Here is a 19,945-nt window from a genome sequence, read left to right as displayed (position 1 = left end):
CGGCGACACCCCCGGATTCGCACGATGGCTACGACCACAATCGAGATCCCGCTCGCCGCGGATCCGCCGCACCGGTGCCAACGCACCCGCGCGCGGGTCGACGTCACTCGGCGTGGGAGAGAAGACTTTTCCCAGAGTTCTTCCTACCGACCGCCCGCACACCAGGCGGACGAAGTGCGAACACTGCGCTCACCAGCACGTTTAGTACCACAGTGATGTGCACCACTGCCTTATCTAATCCTGAGCACAACCTCGGTCAGCTGTGCACAATCATCACGCACGCGTGACCACCCGGGTCGCCGGCACCCCGCCCCACTCCCCCCGGGGCGCCTACATCAAGGAGTCCCCATGGACCTCACCGGTTCGATCCTCAGAGAAACCCTTCCCCTCTCGGCCGAGATCACGAGCGGGTCGACGGGCACGGGCTCGTCTTTCATCGACACCCTCGTGGGTGCGCCGTTCACGCTCCTGAACATGGTGGCGCTTTTCGTCGGCGGTCTCGGCGGAGACATCGGCAGCTCCGGTAGCGCCGATCTCGGCACCGTCATCGGCGAGATCGCCAAGGGCATGCTGCCGGCCTGAGCGAGCATCAGCAGCGGCCAGCCCGACTGGTCGTCAACACCGAAGGGCCCGCCGGGGGAGATCCCAGCGGGCCCTTCGCATTGACTGCGGAGCGGCGTCGACCGCGGTCAGCAGCGCCTGCCTAGACCTTGACGACCGCGTCGAGCGCGGACAGGAACAGGCCGAGGCCGTCGTCGGACGGGCCGGTGAGCGGGTCGATCGCGTGCTCGGGGTGCGGCATGAGCCCCACGACGCGTCCGTTCTCCGAGGTGATGCCGGCGATGTGGTTGGTGGAGCCGTTGGGGGCGTCGCTGGCGAAGCGGAACACGACGCGCCCCTCGCCCTCCAGCTCCTCGATCGTGTCGGCCGTCGCCATGTAGCGCCCCTCGCCGGACTTGAGCGGGATGAGGATCTCCGCGCCCTTCTCGAAACGCGACGTCCAGGCGGTGTCGGTGTTCTCGACGCGCAGCCACTCGTCGCGGCAGATGAAGTGCATGTCGCGGTTGCGGCCCATGGCGCCGGGCAGGAGGCCGGCCTCGCAGAGGATCTGGAAGCCGTTGCAGATGCCCAGCACGGGCATCCCACCGCGGGCCGCGGTGATGACCTCACCCATGACGGGGGCCATGGAGGCGATGGCTCCGCAGCGCAGGTAGTCGCCGTAGGAGAAGCCGCCGGGCACGATCACCGCGTCGACGCCCTTGAGGTCGGCGTCGTCGTGCCACAGCGAGACGGCCTCGCCGCCGGCGCGGGTGACGGCGCGGGACGCGTCGATGTCGTCGAGTGTGCCGGGGAAGGTGATGACGCCGATCCGCGCGCTCACGAGGCGACCCCCGCGGTGTCGACGCGGACGACCTTCCAGTCCTCGATCACCGTGTTGGCCAGCAGTGACGAGGCGATCTCCTCGAGCTCGGCGTCGGTGACGGAGTCGGAGACCTCGAGCTCGAACCGCTTGCCCTGCCGGACGTCGGTGACGCCGTCGTGGCCGAGACGGCCGAGGGCGCGGTGGATGGCCTGACCCTGCGGATCGAGGATCTCGGCCTTGGGCATGACTTCGACGACGACTCGGGCCACGTGGGAACTCCTCGTTCGGGGCGGTTTCGCGGGGCGGGCCCGGACCTGCCGGGACTCACCTGTCGATCCTACCCGCAGCCGTCGCCGCGGCCGAAGCTCAGGCGGCGCCCACCAGCGCGGCGGGTGACCACTCGTAGCGCGCGACCCGCGCTCCGTACTCGCCCGTGACGAGGTCCACGGCGTCGAGCAGCGCGGCCCGCGGTGCTGTGCGGGAGAGCTGCTTGGCGGAGACGTTGAGCCTGACGAGCCCGTCGGCGGCGGCGGTGCGGCCGGCGGCGGCGACGAGCGCCCGGCACCACCAGGCGTCGGCGACGAACCCCTCCCCGATCGACAGGGCGCGGCCGCGCTCGGTGGTGCCGCGGACGACGTCGTGGATCCCGGTGAGGGCGGCACACATCCGGAACCCGACGTCGGGCAGGGCCCTGAGGCAGCCCGGAGAGGCGTTCCACCGCGGCGGCGCGAAGACCCGGGTCCGCAACCCCATATCGGCCATCAGCCGGTCGGCGGCGGTGAGACGCACGGTCGCCTCGGCGGGGCCGATGGACGCGAATTCCGGTCGTCGGGGCTTGGTCGCCGCGTCGTCGTAGCCGCCCAGCACGATCGCGTCACCCTGCCTGCGGCGGTGCCGCAGCCATTCCTGGGTGCCGTGGTCGGCGGCGAGCTCGTACTCGCGACCCCGTCGCGGGGCGACGAGGAGGGAGACGGGAACGGACCTGCGCTCGAGCTCACCGACGAGGTCGACGGCGTGGTCGAGGCTGGTGTCGCGCAGACCCGAGAGGGAGACGATGAGGCGCGGGGTCATGGCCGCATGCTGGCAGACCGGGGTGACATGACGACGACGACGAGGTGTACGTCTCATGGCCGGGCCCCGACGGGCCTGCTCAGGCCGTCAGATCGGGAGTGCCTCCTCGAGCGCCTCCACCAGTTCGGGGGCCCCGGGCTCGACCTTGGGCCGGAACCGGCCGACGACTTCACCCTCGGGAGAGATCAGGAACTTCTCGAAGTTCCACTGCACGTCGCCTGCCTCGCCGTCCGCGTCGGCGACCTTGGTCAGTTCGACGTAGAGCGGGTGCCGGTCGGGGCCGTTGACGTCGACCTTGGCGGCGAGCGGGAAGGTGATCCCGTACTTGTCGGACGTGAACTCCTTGATGGTGTTCTCGTCCCCCGGTTCCTGCCCCATGAACTGGTTGCACGGGAAGCCGATCACGAACAGTCCGCGATCGCGGAAGTCGTCCGCGAGCTGCTGCAGGCCCTCGTACTGCGGGGTCAGACCGCACTCGCTGGCGACGTTGACCACGAGGACGGCGTGGCCCGCGTAGTCGACCATGCTGGCCTGCTCGCCGTCGATGGTGGTGAACGAGATGTCGTGGACGCTGCCGTTGCTCATGTGACCCAGCCTACTCGGAACCTTCTATTGACAAACCGTTGGGTTTTCCCAACACTTAGGTCCATGAGCCCAGTACGACGGGGAGAAAAGCTCCCGATCTTCAACCGGATCGCCGTGCTGCGTGCGGAACAGAGACTGAGCCGCGCAGCACTCGCCGAGCGGATCTCGGTGAACCCACAGACCGTGGGTGCGCTGGAGCGCGGCGACCACTACCCGAGCCTCGACCTCGCCTTTCGCATCTGCGAGGTGTTCGACCTTCCGGTCGAGGCCGTGTTCTCCCGCGAGGAGTTCCGCCCGATGTCCGCAGAGATCTACCGCCGCGACCGAGAGGACTCGTGATGACCACGCGCACTCACGACAACCCGACCCCCGACAGCCCGACCTCCGACACTCGTACCACCGCGGAGCGGCGGTACGAGAAGAACCTGGAGCGCACCGAGACGAGCCTGCCGACCTGGCGGACGGCAGCTCGTCGCCGTCTCCTCGTCCGTCTCAACTGGGCGAGCCTGAGCATCATGGCCGCGATCGCGGTGGCCGGCTACTTCTGGTTCCCGATCATCCTGGCCTGGCTACCCATGACCGTGGTGATCTGCACCGTCTGGACCATGCTCCGGGTGACGATCGACTCCAAGGACACCGCACCCGCCCGCTACCTCGACGAGTTCGAGACCGCCACCCTGCTCCAGGCCCGGTCCCGGGCGCTCAACCTGGTGACGAGCGGACTGTTCGTGATCTCGCTCGTCCTGATCTTCGGCTCGAGCCTGCAGCTCGGGGAGGGCCACCGTCTGGCCTACATGATGGGCGGGCTCGGCATCATCCTGTTCCTCGCCGGTGCGGTCATCCCCGCCGCCGCGATGGCCAACACCATGGAGCCCGCCGACGACCCGGCCTGAGCCCGGGCGCGCCCACACCACCCCGCTGGCGAGCGCCCCACAACCCCGCCGTGGAGCGCCCCACAACCCCGGAATCCGCTACTCCCGCTCGGAATCCGCTACCCGTGTGGGAGTAGCGGATCCGAAGCGGGAGTAGCGGATCCTGGTGGCGGGTGGTCCTATCCGGCGCCGGCGGTGCGGATCGTCCACGCGTACTCGAACGCCGTCTGGCGCCACCGCTCGTAGCGACCCGACACGCCGCCGTGCCCGGCGCTCATCTCGCAGCGCAGCAGCACCGGCCGGTCGGCGGAGTTGGCCGACGGCGCCACGGCCCGCAGCTTGGCCACCCACTTGGCCGGCTCCACGTACAGCACGCGGGTGTCGTTGAGCGAGGTCACCGCGAGGATGGCCGGGTACTCCTCGGCCGCGATGTTCTCGTACGGGGCGTAGGAGGCCATGTAGTCGTAGACCTCCTCCGAGTGCAGCGGGTCGCCCCACTCGTCCCACTCGATCACCGTCAGCGGCAACTCCGGCATGAGGATCGAGGTGAGCGGGTCGACGAACGGCACCACGGCCTGGATCCCCGCGAACAGGTCGGGGGCGAGGTTGGCGACCGCCCCCATGAGCAGGCCGCCCGCGCTGCCGCCCTCGGCGACCAGCCGGTCCGGCGCGGTGAGTCCCGAGTCGACGAGGTGCCGCGCGCAGTCGACGAAGTCGGTGAAGGTGTTGCGCTTGGCCAGCTTCTTGCCGTTCTCGTACCAGAGCCGGCCCATCTCGCCGCCACCGCGCACGTGCGCCACGGCATAGGCCATCCCCCGGTCGAGCAACGACAGCCTGGCCACCGAGAACGCGGGATCGATGCTCGACTCGTACGAACCATAGCCGTACAGCAGGGTCGGTACCTGCTCGTCGGCGTCGACGCGGGCGGCGGTGTCGGTCGACATCACGAGTGAGATCGGCACGCGCGTGCCGTCCCCGGCGGTCGCCCATTCCCGCCGCTGCACGTAACCGCTCGGGTCGTAGCCGCCGAGCACCTCCTGCTCACGCAGCAGCGTGCGTTCGCCGGTCGTCAGGTCGAGCGAGTAGACCCGCCCCGGTGTGACGAACGAGCCGTAACCGAACCGCAGGACCGGCGAGTTCCACTCCGGGTTCGATCCGGGACCGGAGGTGAACAGCTCCTCGTCGAACTCGACGGGATCGAATCGCGAATACCCACCGGTCCCCGCCGTGGAATCCGGGTCGATCGGCATGAGCGCGAAGCGCGGCAGCGCCCCCTCGCGGTAGCCCAGCACCAGCACCCGGGCGAAGGCGTCCACGCCCTCGACGCGGACGTCGTCGCGGTGCGCAACGAGCGTGCGCAGGTCCCGCAGCGGACCCTCGATCGGGCCCGCGGGCGCCTCGGCCACCACGTAGTTCGGCGCGCCGTCGTTGTGCGTGACGAGGAACCGGTCCTCTCCGCCGATCACCGCGTGCTCGACGTCGTACTCGACGCCCTCCTCCCTCGGTCGGACGCACCAGAACTCACCCGCGGGATCGCTCGAGTCCAGACACCACACCTCGGTGGTGATCTTGGAACCCGCCGCTATCTGCAGGTACTTCTCGCTGCGGGTCTCGCCCACCCCGATCCAGTAGGACTCGTCGGGCTCGTGGAACACCTCGTCGTCGTCGTCCCTCGTCGTCCCGAGGCGGTGACGCCAGACGGTGTCCGGTCTCCAGGCGTCGTCGACGGTCACGTAGAACACGTACCGGCCGTCGCGAGACCAGGTCACGCCCGCCGCGATGCCGGAGATCTCCTCGTCCGGCGCGGTGACCTCGGCGTCCAGCGAGCGGAAGCGCAGCGTGTAGCGCTCGTCGCCCTCGGTATCGGTGGCCCACGCCAGCATCGTCCCGTCGTGACTGACCGAGAAGGCGCCGAGCGCGAAGTACTCGTGCCCCTCGGCCTCGGCGTTTCCGTCCATGAGCAGTTGCTCGCCGGGCAGTTCCTCGTCCGGGGAGACCTCCGGCGGCGCCCACCCGGCCGGGTCCGCGGGGTCGTCGACGTACTGCTGCGGAACCGGCACGCGACAGTGCTTCGCGTACGAGCGGCCCTCCTCCGTGCGCGAGAAGTACCACCAGCCGCCGGAGCGCACGGGGACCGACATGTCGGTTTCCTTCACGCGCGAGCGGATCTCCTCATAGACCTCGTCCTCCAGCGGCTTGAGGTCGGCGGTCATGGCGTCGGTGTAGGCGTTCTCCGCCTCCAGGTACTCGCGCGTCGCCGGGGCATCCTTGTCGCGCAGCCACTCGTAGTCGTCGACGAAGACGCGACCGTGGTGCTCGCGCCGGTGCGGGCGACGCTCGGCGACGGGCGGCGCGGGCGGGGTCGTCGGAGTCGCGGGCGAGGTCGATTCGGTCGCGGAACTCCGCGAGGTGGCGTCGAAGGCGCTCACGCGTCGCCACCGCCGATCCAGTCCGCGAACGACAGACCGGAGATCCGCTCATACGCCTCGATGTACCGCTCGCGCGTGGCGGCCACCACCGCGTCGGGGAGCACCGGCGGAGGGGTGTCGGCATCCTTGTTCCAGCCCGCCTCCGGTCCGGTCAGCCAGTTGCGCACGAACTGCTTGTCGAAGCTCGGCTGCACGCGGCCCGGCGAGTAATCGTCGGCCGGCCAGTACCGGGACGAGTCCGGCGTGAGCACCTCGTCGGCGAGGATCAGCTCCCCGTCGGCCAGCCCGAACTCGAACTTCGTGTCCGCCAGCAGCACGCCACGGTCGGCTGCGATCTCCGCGGCCCGCGAGTAGATGTCGAGGGTCTCCGACCGCAGCCGCTCGGCGAGCTCGTCGCCGACGATGCGGGTGAGCTGGTCGAACGAGATGTTTTCGTCGTGGTCCCCCACCGCCGCCTTGGTGGCCGGGGTGAAGATCGGTTCCGGCAGCTTGCTGGCCTCCACCAAGCCGTCGGGCAGCTCGATGCCGCACACCGTGCCCGATTCGCGGTACTCGGTGATGCCCGACCCGGTCAGGTAACCGCGGGCGACACACTCCGCCTGGACCATATCGAGCCGACGCACCACCATCGCGCGCCCCAGCACCTCGGCCGGGATGCGCTCGTCGTCGAGTGGTCCCGCCAGGTGGTTGGGCACGTCGAGCGCGTCGAAGAAGAACGCGCTCATCGCGGTGAGCACCCGGCCCTTGTCGGGGATGGGAGTCCCGAGCACGTGGTCGTACGCCGAGATCCTGTCGGTGGCCACCATGAGCAGCGTCTCGTCGTCGATCTCGTACATCTCGCGGACCTTCCCGGAGACGAGGTGGCGGTAGGAGGACAGATCGGGTCGCATGACGGCCAGCGTAGCCGGACGACGATCACCGACGAGGCGGTGCGTCGAGCCGGCCGGCCCCGCGCGGAGACTCAGCCCAGCCGGGCGTCGAGCCACTCCCCCAGAGCCGCGTACGCCTCGTCCGCGCAGAGGTCGTTGAACAGTTCGTGCAGCCCGCCCTCGATCTCCCGGTAGGTGATCTCCGGGCGCGGATCGTGATCCGTGCCTGCAACCTGCGCGAACCGGCGGGACCCCGTCGGGGAGGTGATGGTGTCGGCGGAACCGTGGAGGATGAGCGTGGGCAACCGCAGGGACCGGGAACGCTCGATCAGCCTGGCGCCGCCAGCCAACATCGTCCCCGCGGTCAGCGCCGGCACCCCGGATTGGTGCACCAGCGGGTCCGAGCAGTAGTCCTCCACGTACTCGGGCACCCGCGAGATGTCGTTCGCATCCAGTTTCTCGACCGGAAGGAACGGCAGCAGGCGCGCGACCACGGGAGCGACCGCCTTGAGCGCCGCTGGCGTGCCCTCACCCACGGCGAGCGCCGGCGAGGACAGGATGAGCCCTTTGAGGTCCCAGGGTCTCCTGAGCGCGGATTCACCGGCCACCTGCCCGCCCATGGAATGCCCCATGAGCAGTCTCGGGAGGGCGTCGGCTCCGGCCCCCTCCTCCGACCGGGACCACTCAGCCACCGCGTCACGCACCGCCAGGTTGTCCTCGATGTGGGTTTCCATCGCGACTTTGAATCGCGGCCCCGGGGCGGTGCCGTGACCACGCAGGTCGTAGGTCGCGACCGTGATCCCGCGATCGGTGAGGAACCGGATGGTTCGCGCGTAGCGACCGGAGTGTTCGCCGAAGCCGTGGACCAGCACCATCAGAGCCCTCGGCTCGTCGGCGTGGTGCAGCTTCGCCTGTAGTCCAGAGGTGCCGGGGACGGGGATCACGGTCTCGTACATGGTGATGAGACTAGTGCCCGCCCGCGCCGACCAGGGGCCGATCGCCGGGCGGTCCTCAGATGCCGAGCTGACGCAGGATGAGGCTGTCCACGCCCAGTGACATCAGCGAGAAGGCGATAGGTACCTGGAACTGCTCCATGAACGCCGCCGGGTCGATCCCGACCGCCGAACTCGCGGTGGCGAGTCCTGACTGGATCGCACCGGAGGACCGGGTGTTCCAGGGAGGCGAGCAAGGGCGGGGTCGAGGCGCCATCTCCAGGAGCGGCTGCCCGGAGGCCAACACTCCCGCCCCCGACGATGGCGTCTGGCCCCCGCGCCGGGGCAGGCGAGGCGCCATCCCCGGGAGCGGCTGCGCGGTCCCCGGGGCGGCGCGTCAGCCCCTAACCGCGAGGCGGACGCGACCCGCTCGGGTTCTACAGAATCGAGCCCGGCGCGTAGCCGGCGGCCTCTGGGTGACGGGCGACGAGCGCCTCGACGCGGGCGACCACGGCATCGACCTGGTCGCCGGCCGCACCGATGAACGCCGCGCGGTCCGCCAGCGCCTCCTCCAGCGCCGGACGGCCCAAAGGCAGCCGCTCGTCCGCGGCGAGCCGCTCGATGAGGTCGGGCTCGCGACCCTCCTCCCGCATGGCCAGGGCCACGGCGACGGCGTTCTCCTTGATCGCCTCATGGGCGAGCTCGCGACCGACGCCCGCGCGCACCGCGGCCATGAGCACCTTGGTGGTGGCGAGGAACGGCAGGTAGCGCTGCAGCTCCTTGTCGATCACGGCGGGGTAGGCGCCGAACTCGTCGAGCACAGTCAGGAAGGTCTCGAACATCCCGTCCAGCGCGAAGAACGCGTCGGGCAGTGCGACGCGTCGGACGACCGAGCAGAACACGTCCCCCTCGTTCCACTGCGCGCCCGCGAGCTCGGCGGCCATGGACCCGTAACCGCGCAGGACGACCTGGAGGCCGTTGACCCGTTCACACGAGCGGGTGTTCATCTTGTGCGGCATCGCCGAGGAGCCGACCTGCCCGGGCTGGAACCCCTCGGTGACGAGCTCGTGACCGGCCATGAGTCGGATGGTCTGCGCGAGCGAGGACGGGCCCGCCCCGAGCTGGACGAGCGCGGAGACGACCTCGTGGTCCAGCGACCGCGGGTAGACCTGCCCGACCGAGTCGAAGGTGCGGGCGAAGCCCAGGTGCTCGGCGATCCGCCCCTCGAGCTCGGCCATCTTGGCGGCGTCACCGCCGAGGAGGTCGAGCATGTCCTGGGCGGTGCCCATGGGGCCCTTGATGCCGCGCAGCGGATACCGCTCGAGGAGCGACTCGACCCGCTCGAGGGCGACCAGCAGCTCGTCGGCGGCGGAGGCGAAGCGCTTACCGAGGGTGGTCGCCTGCGCGGCGACGTTGTGGCTGCGTCCCGCCATGACCGTGTCGCGGTGGGCCACGGCGTGCTCGGCCAGGCGACGGGCCGCGGCGACGCCCCGGTCGCGCACCAGCTCGAGCGAGCGCACCACCTGCAACTGCTCGACGTTCTCGGTGAGGTCACGGCTCGTCATGCCCTTGTGGATGTGCTCGTGCCCGGCGAGGTCGTTGAACTCCTCGATGCGTGCTTTGACGTCGTGCCGGGTGACCCGCTCGCGCTCGGCGATCGACGCGAGATCGACGCGGTCGACCACCGCCTCGTAGGCCTCGATCACGCCGTCGGGGACGTCGATCCCCAGGTCCCGCTGCGCGCGGAGTACCGCGATCCACAGCTGGCGCTCGAGCACGATCTTGTGCTCGGCGGACCACAGCGTGGCCAGGTCAACGCTCGCGTAGCGCGAGGCGAGGACATTGGAGATCCGGGGCTTTGCGGCCCGGGCGGGCGAGGCGTTCTGGGCGGTCACGCCCCCAGTATCGCAGCCCGTTCAGGAGATGACCGAGCCGCCGGTGGACCCGGCGAGGATCTCGCGGGCATTGAGGTAGACCTGCTCGACCGTCAGCGGCGCCTGCAGCAGCAGCCACGGCCGGGTGATGAAGACGCTGACGGTGATGATCTCGGCTGAGCCCATGCGCCGACGGTAGCCGCCCGGCGTCACCGGCGGGGACGCCGCGTCCACGGGGCCCACGGCGCACACGGGCGGGCGCCTACGGGGCCAGTTCCGCCTCGAGCCGGTCCATGGCCTCGGCGATCTCGTCGGTCGCCCCCGCGAAGCTCAACCGCACCGTGTGCCGGCCGTCGACGGTGTCGAAGTCGACGCCCGGCGTGAGCGCGACCCCGGTGCGGTCGAGGATCCGCGCGCACCACGCCACCGAGTCGTCGGTCCAGCGGGAGACGTCGAAGTAGGCATAGAACGCGCCGTCGGGTGGGGCGACCTCCTTCACCCCCAGATCGACGAGCCGACGCAGCACGAGGTCCCGGTTGCGGGCGTAGCGCTCGACGTGGAGGTCGAGCTCGGCGGTCGAGTCGTCGGTGAAGGCGGCGACGGCCGCGAACTGCGCGTCGGCGGGTGGGCAGATCGTCAGGTTGCCCACGAGCCGGTCGACGGGGTCCCGCAGGTACTCCGGCAGCAGCATCCACCCGATCCGCCAGCCGGTCATGGAGAAGTACTTGGACACCGAGCCCATGACCACCGCCTCGCGGCTGGCCCGCCAGGCGCTCGCGCACTCCCGGCCGTAGGTGACGCCGTGGTAGATCTCGTCGCTGATGAGTAGCGTGCCGTTCGACTCGCACCACCGGGCAAGCGCGGCGAGCTCGTCCGCGTCGATGATCGTGCCGGTGGGGTTGGCGGGGCTGGCGACGGTGAGCCCGGCGGGGGCGCGCCCGAGCTCCGCCGTGGCCGCCTCGAGTTGCGCGACGGTGGGCTGATACCGCGTGTCCGCCCCGCACGCGATCTCGTGGACGTGGCACCCCAGCGCCTGGAGGGTGTTGCGGTAGGCGGGGTAGCCGGGGCGCGCCATGACCACGATGTCGCCGGGGTCGAAAGCGGCGAGGAAGAGGGCGGTGAAGCCGCCGGAGGAACCGGTGGTGACGACGACGTCGTCGGCGCGCACGTCGAGCCCGTCCCGTCGCCGGTGATACGCGGCGATCGCCTCGCGGAGGGGCCGGATGCCCACGGCCTCGGTATAACCGAGGATCTCGGTGTCCAGGGCCCGGTGGGCCGCGGCCAGTACCGGCGCCGGGGCCGGGGTCGAGGGCTGCCCGGCGCATAGGGAGATCACGTCCCCGTGGGTCTCCTGGCGCCTGGCCGCGGCCGCGAGGACGGTCATCACGTGGAACGGCTCGACAGCCGAGCGGCGGGAGGGTTCGCGTGGGACGGACATGCCCCGACGCTAGCGCCCCGATCGGCGGTGTCCACCACGGGCCGGTCGGTGGGATGCCGGGGGCGCGCCGGCGGACCAGCGGCGGACCCGTCGCAGGTCGACGGGTCCGACCCGGGTTCCGCGCACTGTTCGAGGCCGCGGGATCCGTCAAGGTCGCGGGCACGTCGTCGGTGACGGCGGGCTTCCCCCGGATCGTGATGAGGCGCGAACTCGGGGGAGACCGCGCTCGCGGTCTCCCGCGCCCCGTCCGTCAGACGGTCAACCCGAACACCCATACCAACAACGTCATGGTGACCAGCGTGATGAGCAGGATCCCGATGAGGTTGAGCCACAGACCGCCCCGGATCATCTGACCGATCGTCACGTAGCCGGAGCCGTAGGCGATCGCGTTGGGCGGCGTCGCCACGGGGAGCATGAACGCGCACGTCGCGGCCAGCGCCACCGGCACCGCGAGCAGCATCGGGTCGAGCCCGAGGCCCAGGGCGACGCCGCCGGCGACCGGCAGGAACGTCGCGGCGGTGGCGGTGTTGCTGGTCAGCTCGGTGAGGAAGATGATCCCCGTGGTGGCCACCACCACCAGCAGGATGACCGGCAGGGCGCCCAGCGCACCGGCCTGCTCGCCGATCCAGTCGGTGAGACCCGAGCCGGAGAACTGCGAGGACAGCGCCAGTCCGCCGCCGAACAGCAGGAGCACGCCCCAGGGCAGTGCCAGCGCGGCGTCCCAGGTGAGCAGTCGCACGCCGCGCTGAGACCCGGCGGGCAGCAGGAACAGCAGCAGGCCGGCCGCGAGCGCGATGCCCGCGTCCGAGATCGGCGGCTCCTCGAACACCAGCGGGACCGCCACCCACGCCACCGCGGCCGCCGCGAACACGACCAAGACGCGCTTCTCGCCGGACGACGTCGGGCCGAGTCTGCGCAGCTCGTCGTCGAACAGCTTGCGCCCACCGGGGATCCGCTCTATCTCCGGCCTGAACAGGACCTTGGTGAGCAGCAGCCAGGTGATCACCAGCATGACCACCGCGAGCGGCAGCCCGACCAGCATCCACTGGCCGAAGCCCAGCTGGATGTCGTGCTCGGCGCTGAGATATCCGGCGAGCAGGGTGTTCGGCGGGGTCCCGATGATCGTCGCCAGTGAGCCGACGGACGCCGCGTAGGCGATGCCGAGCATGAGGGCCGTGCCGAAGTTCGACTTGATCACCGCCTCCTTCACCGCATCGGAGGTCGGATCCGCCTGCGGGTCCATCTCGGGCATCGCGGTCTTCCCGTCGCCGTCGCCGCCGCTGAGTTCGGAGGCCAGCATCAGCACGGACACACCGATCGGCAGCATCATCACGGCCGTCGCGGTGTTCGACACCCACATGCTCAGGAACCCGGTCGCGATCATGAACCCGGCGATCACGCTCGTGGACCGGGTGCCCATCGCGCGCACGGTGAGCAGGGCGATCCGCCGGTGCAGGTTCCACCGCTGCATGGCGATCGCGATGAGGAACCCGCCCATGAACAGGAAGATGATGTTATTGCCGTACTGGGCGCCGACGTCGTCGACCGAGATGTCCTCCCCGAGCACCGGGAACGCGATGAGCGGCACCAGCGCGGTGGCGGGGATGGGGATGCACTCGGTCATCCACCAGATGCCCAGCAGCACGGCCACCGCCGCGGTGAGGCGCGCGTTGTGCTCGAGATCCCCCGGCATGACCAGGTAGACGAGCGCGGCGACCGCCAGCCCCGCGATCGTGCCCACGACGCTCCGGATGAACTCCGCGCGCGGCACGGCCTCGTCGAGCTCGCCAGGTGACTTCTGATCGACCTCGACCCCGCGATGGGGGTCCGGCTCCAGCCCACGCAGGGGCGGCGCCATGAGGAGTCGGCGATCCTCGGCACCGTCCTCCGTCGGGCGGACCGTGTCGTCGCCCCTCCGATCGTCGTCCCCGGTGACCATGTCGCCTCCCTCTCTTCCGTTACCGACCGTCGTCGGTTCAGTTTCCGGCACTCACGATCCGAGCGGTACCGATCCGAGCGCGCCGGACCCGAGCGACAGCGAGCCGTCCGGGGCCACCTCGAGCCCGAACACCGCGAGCTCCTGCGCCACACCGCCGGCGGGTCCGATCGAGACCACCAGCTCGTGGCGGCCGGCGGCCAGCGGGCGGGGCGGGCGCAGGGTCAGGGTGCGGTCGAGCGCTCCCCCGGCGGCGACCGCCGCCGGCGCGGCGGGCAGGTCCCCGCCCGTGGAGACGATCGGCAGCGCCGTGCGTCGCTTGTCGGGGCCGGTGATCGTGGCCCTGAGCTCGCCCGTGTACGCCGACCCGGTGGAGGCGATCCGTATCGGGAGATCGAGCACCTCGTCGTCGTCGACCCGTCTCAGCGCGGCGTCTCCGACCGCGGTGAGGCGCACGGGCAGGTCCACCACCGGGTCGACCCGTCGCGATTCGGACGGCGTCCCGTCCCCGACCACCGGCCAGCCACCCACCCAGTCCAGGCGGTCGATCAGCATGTAGCGGCGCTGGACACCGCCCGGCAGGACGGCCTGACCGCGCGGCGCCGCGTGGTAGAGCATCCAGTCCTGCCCGGCGTCATCGATGGCGACGTCGACATGCCCAGGCCCGACCCAGTTCTCGTCGCCCCTGAGGATCACGTCGCCCGCGCCGCGCTCGAGCAACGGCCGACCGGTCCTGTCCTCGTACGGGCCGAGCAGGTCGTCCGCGCGTCCGCCGAGCACCCGGTACTGCGACCGCTCGCCGTCGCAACACAGGCCGGCGCTCGTGAACAGGTGGGTGCGCCCGGCGCGGGCGACCACGGCCGGCGCCTCGACGCCCGGACCGGCGACGAGCACCGGATCGCCGTCCAGTGCGGTGCCTGCGGCGTTCATCGGTACGGCGTGGATGCCCTCGAAGTTGCCCATGAGCATCACCGGGCCGTCCTCGGTGAACACGACCTCCGGGTCCATGGGGTCGAGGTCCTGGTAGGGCTCGTCGGCGCCGTAGCAGACGATCGGGGTGGCGTCGTGGATCCACGGGCCGTCCGGACCGGGCGCGGTGGCGCGGCCGATGCAGGGCGCGGAGCCGCCGGTGGTGTAGTACATGACCGCCCCGGCGTCGGCGAGGTGGACGTCGGGCGCCCACAGCGATGATCCGGCCGGCGCCCACGAGGGCGGCGCGGCGAACGCGTCGCCCACGTACTCCCACTCCACCAGGTCGAAGGACCGGAAGTGCGGCACGAGGCGCCGCCCGGCACCGTCACCCCAGTCGTCCGAGGTGGCGTGGACGTGGAAGGCGCCGTCGGCGCCGCGCTGCACCGAGGGGTCGGGGGCGATCGACGAGATCACGGGGTTGGCCGCGGCCGTCGCGACGGTGGTGGTGGAGGTGACCGTGACCGCCGTGATGAGGGCGACGACGACGAGGGCCGCCGGCTCCGGGGAACGGACGGTGGCCGTGGGAGTCATGCGCTCAGGGTAGTCCGGCGGCCGGGCCGCGCGTCCCGCTTCCTCGCCCTCAGGCCTGCCCGGAGCGCTCCTTGCGCAGCAGGAAGCGCTGGATCTTGCCCGACGGGGTCTTGGGCAGCTCGCGCACGAAGTGGACCCTGCGCGGGAACGCGTGGGCCGCGAACTCGGTCTTGACCCACTTCTGCAGCGCGGACTCGGTCTCCGGGCCGCCGTCGACACCGTCGCGCAGGACGACGTACGCCTCGAGCACCTCGCCCGCCAGCTCGTCGGGGACGCCGATCACCGCGGATTCGAGGACGTCCGGGTGCTTGGCCAGCACGGACTCCACGTCGAACGGGCCGATGCGGTAGCCGGACATGATGATGACGTCGTCGTCGCGGCTGGAGAAGTAGAAGTGGCCGTCGGCGTCGAGCTTGGCCGCGTCACCGGTGTAGTACCAGCGGCCGTCCGCACTGAACCGCTCGGCGGTCTTCTCCGGCGCCTCGTGGTAGCCGGTGAACCACATGAGCGGGCTGGCGGGGACGTCGATGGCCACCCGGCCCAGCTCCCCCACGGGCGCCGGCTCGTCCGAGTCCGCGGCCAGCACGGTGCACGACCAGCCCGGCAGGGGCACGCCCATCGAGCCGGGGCGGACCTCCTCGCGCAGGGAGTCGTGCCACGGGTTGATGATGAACATGCCGTGCTCGGTCTGCCCGTACTGGTCGCGCACCTCCACACCGAACTGCTCGCGCGACCACTCGATCACCTCGGGGGTGAGCGGCTCGCCGGCGGCCGAGGCGCGGCGCAGCTTCACGTCGGCCGGCGCGATGTCGCGCTTGGCGCGCATGGTCCGGTACACGGTCGGGGCGGCGGCGAAGTTGGTGACGCGGTAGTACTGCAGCACGGCGAAGGCCAGCTCCGGCGTGTAGCGCGCGTGCAACAGCAGACTGCGGCGCCCGACGGCCAGCGGGCCGAGGATGCCGTAGTACAGGCCGTACGCCCAGCCCGGGTCGGCGCCGTTCCAGAACACGTCGTCCGCGCGGACGTCCAGGCCGGTCTCGATGTACTGGTGGAAGGCGGCCAGCGCGCGTACCGGCACGACGACGCCCTTCGGCGTGCCGGTGGTGCCGGAGGTGAAGAGCATGACCATGCCGGCGTCCGGGCCGGTGACCGCGGCCGGGTGACCGGGCTCCCGCGCCGCGACGACGGTGGCGAGGTCGAGGTCGCCCTCGCGGGCCTCCGGGCAGTCCGCCAGTCCCGCGACGACCACGGGCACCGACGTGGTCTCGAGCTTGCCGCGCTGGTCGGCGTCGGAGACGATCACCTTCGCGTCGCCGCCGGTGATGCGCATCTCGATGGCCGGCCACGCGAACGCGGTGAACAGCGGCATGTGGACCGCGCCGAGCCGCCAGATCCCCATGAGCATGAACACGAGGTCCGCGGACTTGGACATGAGCGTGGCCACGCGGTCGCCCTGGGTCACACCGAGAGCGGCCAGTGCGGCGGCGACCTTCTCGCTCTCCGTGCGCAGTTCGGAGTAGGTGATGTCGCGCCCGGACAGGTCCGGTTCGATGACGGTGAACGCGACCGCGTCCGGATCGTGCCGGTCGCACAGGAACTCCGCGGCGCTCGCGCCGGGGACGTCGTAGATCGCCAGCAGCTCCTCCGGCGTCAGGGGCGTGGAGGCGGTCGACGCGGTGTTCTCGGTCATAGTCGGCGATTGTGGTCCAGTCGGCGGGGTGAGCACCACCACCACCCACCGACGGGCACCCCCGCTTTCGGGGCTACAGGGCCCGTGGTCCGAGCGTGCACTCTAATGGGACCCAGTAGCTTTCCCGCACGCACCCGGAGGACCCCATGGCCGTGGACCGACTGCTCCCCACCGACGAGGCGTACGAACTCCTCGAGATGACGCGCTCGGTCGCGGACAAGCTCCTCGAGCCGATCGCCGCGGAACACGAGCGGAACCACACCTACCCGGAGGGGCTGTTCGCCCAGCTCGGTGACATCGGCCTGCTCGGTCTGCCCTACCCGGTGGAGTTCGGCGGCGGCGACCAGCCGTACGAGGTGTACCTGCAGGTCCTCGAGGAACTCGGCGCGCGGTGGGCGGCCGTCGCGGTGGCGACGAGCGTGCACGGGTTGTCCTGCTTCCCGCTGGCCACCGCCGGCACCGACGAACAGAAGGCCGAGTGGTTGCCCGGACTGCTCGCCGGTGAGCAGATCGGCGCGTACTCGCTGTCCGAGCCGCAGGCCGGATCAGACGCCGCCGCCCTGCGGTGCCGCGCCGAGCGGGACGGTGACGCGTACGTGGTGACCGGCACCAAGTCGTGGATCACCCACGGCGGGATCGCCGACGTCTACAACACCTTCGTCCGCACCGGCGAGGGCTCGCGCGGCATCTCCTGCCTGCTCGTGCCGCGCGACACGGAGAACCTGCACTTCGGCAAGCCCGAGGACAAGATGGGCCTCAACGGCGTGCCCACCACCACGGCCTCCTACGAGGGCGCCCGCATCGACGCCGGCCGGCTCATCGGCGCCGAGGGCGAGGGCCTGCGCATCGCGTTCTCCGCCCTGGACTCGGGCCGCCTCGGGATCGCCGCCGTGGCCACGGGCATCGCACAGCGCGCGCTCGACGACGCGGTGGCCTACGCCAACGAGCGCGAGGCGTTCGGCAAGACCATCATCGGCCACCAGGGACTCGGCTTCCTGCTCGCCGACATGGCCGCGGCCGTGGCCTCGGCCCGCGCGGCGTACCTCGACGCGGCGCGCCGCAAGGACGCCGGCCGGCCGTACTCGCGCGAGGCCTCGATCGCCAAGCTCACCGCCACCGACGCCGCGATGAAGGTGACCACCGACGCCGTGCAGGTCCTGGGCGGCGTGGGCTACACCCGCGAGTTCCCCGTGGAGCGGTACATGCGCGAGGCCAAGATCACCCAGATCTTCGAGGGCACCAACCAGATCCAGCGCCTGGTGATCGCCCGCAGCCTCGCGGGCTGAGGCGCGGGGCCGGCGGCGGGCTGCGGCCCGGGTTCGGCGGCCCGGGGTCGGCGGCCCGGGGTCGGCGGCCCGGGGTCGGCGGTCGGCGGCCCTCCCCCGAGCGGGCCGTCCGCCCGTCGGCCGCGGTACCGCCACCGGCGGAACTGCCTAGGCTGGCCTCATGTCCTCCCTCTCCGTGCCCGTCACCGGGTCAGCCTCCGGTCCGGTCGAACTGGTCGTCCTCCTCGACGAGGACGGGACGCCGACCGGCACCGCGGACAAGGCCACCGTCCACACCGCCGACACCCCGCTCCACCTGGCGTTCTCGTGTCATGTCGTCGACGACGAGGGCCGCGTCCTCCTCACGAGGCGGGCGCTGAGCAAGCGGACCTGGCCCGGAATCTGGACCAACTCGTTCTGCGGCCACCCCGGTCCGGGCGAGGATCCGATGGAGGCGATCGTCCGGCGGGCCGAGCAGGAACTCGGGACCCGGGTCGACTCCATCGAGACGGCGGTGCCGGATTTCCGGTACCGGGCCGTCGACGACTCGGGGATCGTGGAGAACGAGATCTGTCCGGTGTTCACCGCCCGCATCCGCGCCGACGTGAACCCGCGCGCCGACGAGGTCTGCGCCCACCACTGGGCCCGTCCCGAGGACGTCCGGACGGCGGTCGACGCCACGCCGTTCGCGTTCAGCCCCTGGCTGGTGGCGCAGGTCCCGCACATGGAGCTCTACGCACGCTGATCCGCGCACGGAGCGACCCTCGCGGGTCACCGCTCAGCTATGGGAGACACGCCCTAGCCCGGGACGCTGATGCGTCCCTCTTCCGCGGCGAGACCGATGTCGCGGCGGAAGTGTCCGCCGGGCAGGTCCACCCCGTCGAGGATCCGGTAGGCCTCGGCGCGCGCGGCGGCCAGATCCGGGCCCGTGCCGACGACCGACAGGACGCGGCCGCCGGCGGAGACCAGGCGCCCGTCCGCGTCGCGAGCGGTGCCCGCGTGCAGCACACCCGGCTGCTCCGCGCCCTCGATGAGGTCACCACGGCGCGGCGTCGACGGGTAGTGCTCGGCGGCCAGCACCACGGTCACGGCGGCACCGTCCCGCCACACCAGGGGCGGCAGCTCCGCGAGCCGGCCGGTGGCCACGGCGTGGAGCGTCTCGCCCAGGGGCGACTCGAGCAGCGCCAGCACGGCTTGCGTCTCCGGATCGCCGAAACGGCAGTTGAACTCCACGACCTCGGGGCCCTCGGCGGTGATCGCCAGGCCGGCGTACAGCAGGCCCGAGAAGCCGCAGCCGCGGGCCACCATCTCGCGGGCGACCGGCTCGCAGACCTCGGCGACGATCCTGTCGACCATCCCCGCCGGCAGCCACGGCAGGGGCGTGTACGCGCCCATGCCGCCGGTGTTGGGTCCGCGGTCGCCCTCCCCGACGCGCTTGTGATCCTGCGCGGGCAGCAACGGGACGACCGTCTCCCCGTCGACGAGGCAGAACAGCGAGACCTCGGGGCCGTCGAGGAAGGACTCGAGCAGCACCGGGTGGCCGTCGTCGAGGCAGGCCAGCGCGTGGGCGTGGGCGGCCGCACGATCGGGGGTCACCACGACCCCCTTGCCGGCGGCCAGTCCGTCGTCCTTGACGACCCACGTCGGGCCGAACCTGTCGAGCGCCTCGTCGAGGTCGGCGGGCGAGTCCACGATCTCGGCCCGCGCCGTCCGGACACCCGCGGCCGCCATCACGTCCTTGGCGAACGCCTTGGAGCCCTCGATGCGGGCGGCCTCCGCCGACGGGCCGAAGACCGGGATGCCGGCCTCCCGCAGCACGTCGGCGACGCCGGCCACCAACGGCACCTCGGGCCCGATCACGACGAGGTCGGCACCGATCTTCCGGGCCAGGGCGGTCACCGCAACGGGGTCGGTCACCGCGACCGCGTGACACGTCGCCTGCACCATCCCCGGGTTCCCGGGCGCGGCGTGCAGCTCGGACACCGCGGGGTCCGCCGCGAGGGCGACGAGGAGGGCGTGCTCACGGGCACCGGAACCGATCACGAGAATGCGCACAGCGCCTACAGTAGCGTCGCGCCCGCGCCGCCTCGATCGGGCCCGGATCGAGGCGGTCTCTAG

At 71.3% G+C, this 19,945-nt stretch carries 20 protein-coding genes; 5 read left to right on the top strand and 15 right to left on the bottom strand.

The genetic code is table 11. The features are described 5' to 3' along the window. Positions 1-348: 348 nt before the first annotated feature. A complete protein-coding gene (locus DPA01S_RS10430; protein ID WP_061916067.1) occupies positions 349-582 on the top strand; it encodes a hypothetical protein in 234 nt (77 codons plus the stop codon). Positions 583-703: 121 nt separating this feature from the next. Here DPA01S_RS10430 and purQ read toward each other — a convergent pair whose 3' ends face one another. The 4 genes from purQ to DPA01S_RS10410 form a co-directional block, all read right to left on the bottom strand. After that, positions 704-1,381, bottom strand: a complete 678-nt coding sequence (gene purQ, locus DPA01S_RS10425) for a phosphoribosylformylglycinamidine synthase subunit PurQ (RefSeq protein ID WP_061916064.1) — start codon at positions 1,379-1,381, stop codon at positions 704-706. Beyond that, entirely contained in the window at positions 1,378-1,632 is a 255-nt protein-coding gene (gene purS, locus DPA01S_RS10420) for a phosphoribosylformylglycinamidine synthase subunit PurS (protein ID WP_007631242.1), read from the bottom strand. The genes purQ and purS overlap by 4 nt, the downstream gene beginning before the upstream one ends. Positions 1,633-1,729: 97 nt before the next feature. Next, positions 1,730-2,434 carry a DUF2334 domain-containing protein gene (locus DPA01S_RS10415; protein WP_061229004.1) on the bottom strand — a complete coding sequence of 235 codons (705 nt, stop codon included), beginning with the start codon at positions 2,432-2,434 and terminating at the stop codon, positions 1,730-1,732. 87 nt (positions 2,435-2,521) lie between these two features. Then, entirely contained in the window at positions 2,522-3,019 is a 498-nt protein-coding gene (locus DPA01S_RS10410) for a glutathione peroxidase (protein WP_061229005.1), read from the bottom strand. 63 nt (positions 3,020-3,082) lie between these two features. Between DPA01S_RS10410 and DPA01S_RS10405 the strand changes: the two genes are divergently transcribed. Both DPA01S_RS10405 and DPA01S_RS10400 read left to right on the top strand, forming a co-directional pair. Then, positions 3,083-3,358: a helix-turn-helix transcriptional regulator gene (locus tag DPA01S_RS10405; protein WP_061229006.1), complete on the top strand. Its 276-nt coding sequence runs from the start codon at positions 3,083-3,085 to the stop codon at positions 3,356-3,358. Next, positions 3,358-3,912: a hypothetical protein gene (locus tag DPA01S_RS10400; protein ID WP_061229007.1), complete on the top strand. Its 555-nt coding sequence runs from the start codon at positions 3,358-3,360 to the stop codon at positions 3,910-3,912. The genes DPA01S_RS10405 and DPA01S_RS10400 overlap by 1 nt, the downstream gene beginning before the upstream one ends. A gap of 158 nt (positions 3,913-4,070) precedes the next feature. On the opposite strand, the gene DPA01S_RS10395 is transcribed toward DPA01S_RS10400, so the two are convergent. The 10 genes from DPA01S_RS10395 to DPA01S_RS10350 form a co-directional block, all read right to left on the bottom strand. Continuing rightward, entirely contained in the window at positions 4,071-6,320 is a 2,250-nt protein-coding gene (locus DPA01S_RS10395) for a S9 family peptidase (RefSeq protein WP_061916060.1), read from the bottom strand. Further along, the gene (locus DPA01S_RS10390) at positions 6,317-7,210 is read right to left on the bottom strand and encodes a phosphoribosylaminoimidazolesuccinocarboxamide synthase (RefSeq protein WP_061229008.1); all 894 of its coding nucleotides are present in this window, start codon (positions 7,208-7,210) and stop codon (positions 6,317-6,319) included. Before DPA01S_RS10390 ends, DPA01S_RS10395 begins: the two co-directional genes overlap by 4 nt. Positions 7,211-7,281: 71 nt before the next feature. Beyond that, the gene (locus tag DPA01S_RS10385) at positions 7,282-8,145 is read right to left on the bottom strand and encodes an alpha/beta hydrolase (RefSeq protein ID WP_061229009.1); all 864 of its coding nucleotides are present in this window, start codon (positions 8,143-8,145) and stop codon (positions 7,282-7,284) included. Between the two features lie 55 nt (positions 8,146-8,200). Beyond that, the gene (locus DPA01S_RS10380) at positions 8,201-8,398 is read right to left on the bottom strand and encodes a hypothetical protein (RefSeq protein ID WP_141764037.1); all 198 of its coding nucleotides are present in this window, start codon (positions 8,396-8,398) and stop codon (positions 8,201-8,203) included. Between the two features lie 160 nt (positions 8,399-8,558). Next, on the bottom strand, positions 8,559-10,016 hold the full coding sequence (gene purB / locus DPA01S_RS10375) for an adenylosuccinate lyase (protein ID WP_061229011.1): 1,458 nt from the start codon (positions 10,014-10,016) through the stop codon (positions 8,559-8,561). 21 nt (positions 10,017-10,037) lie between these two features. After that, positions 10,038-10,181 (bottom strand): hypothetical protein, encoded by a 144-nt coding sequence (locus tag DPA01S_RS10370; RefSeq protein WP_156482571.1) that lies wholly within the window; start codon positions 10,179-10,181, stop codon positions 10,038-10,040. Positions 10,182-10,257: 76 nt separating this feature from the next. Then, positions 10,258-11,433 (bottom strand): aminotransferase class I/II-fold pyridoxal phosphate-dependent enzyme, encoded by a 1,176-nt coding sequence (locus DPA01S_RS10365; RefSeq protein ID WP_061229013.1) that lies wholly within the window; start codon positions 11,431-11,433, stop codon positions 10,258-10,260. A gap of 250 nt (positions 11,434-11,683) precedes the next feature. Further along, the gene (locus DPA01S_RS10360; protein ID WP_061916081.1) at positions 11,684-13,291 is read right to left on the bottom strand and encodes an SLC13 family permease; all 1,608 of its coding nucleotides are present in this window, start codon (positions 13,289-13,291) and stop codon (positions 11,684-11,686) included. Positions 13,292-13,423: 132 nt separating this feature from the next. Further along, the gene (locus DPA01S_RS10355; protein WP_061229014.1) at positions 13,424-14,872 is read right to left on the bottom strand and encodes a family 43 glycosylhydrolase; all 1,449 of its coding nucleotides are present in this window, start codon (positions 14,870-14,872) and stop codon (positions 13,424-13,426) included. 49 nt (positions 14,873-14,921) lie between these two features. Next, positions 14,922-16,562 carry an AMP-binding protein gene (locus DPA01S_RS10350; protein ID WP_061229015.1) on the bottom strand — a complete coding sequence of 547 codons (1,641 nt, stop codon included), beginning with the start codon at positions 16,560-16,562 and terminating at the stop codon, positions 14,922-14,924. A 146-nt stretch (positions 16,563-16,708) separates the two neighbouring features. Between DPA01S_RS10350 and DPA01S_RS10345 the strand changes: the two genes are divergently transcribed. Continuing rightward, positions 16,709-17,848 (top strand): acyl-CoA dehydrogenase family protein, encoded by a 1,140-nt coding sequence (locus DPA01S_RS10345; protein ID WP_061229016.1) that lies wholly within the window; start codon positions 16,709-16,711, stop codon positions 17,846-17,848. Positions 17,849-18,008: 160 nt separating this feature from the next. Then, positions 18,009-18,572, top strand: coding sequence for an isopentenyl-diphosphate Delta-isomerase (gene idi / locus DPA01S_RS10340; RefSeq protein WP_061229017.1), 564 nt, complete (start codon positions 18,009-18,011; stop codon positions 18,570-18,572). A gap of 53 nt (positions 18,573-18,625) precedes the next feature. Here idi and purD read toward each other — a convergent pair whose 3' ends face one another. Next, complete coding sequence (purD, locus tag DPA01S_RS10335; protein ID WP_061916057.1) at positions 18,626-19,882, bottom strand: phosphoribosylamine--glycine ligase; 1,257 nt, start codon at positions 19,880-19,882, stop codon at positions 18,626-18,628. Between the last annotated feature and the right edge of the window lie 63 nt (positions 19,883-19,945).

Origin of the sequence: Dietzia papillomatosis NBRC 105045 (assembly GCF_001570845.1) — a bacterium.
In the GTDB taxonomy this organism is placed as follows: Bacteria; Actinomycetota; Actinomycetes; order Mycobacteriales; family Mycobacteriaceae; genus Dietzia; species Dietzia cinnamea.
The sequence above is the reverse complement of the archived record's forward strand: the minus strand, read 5'-3'. Positions and strand labels throughout refer to the sequence as shown.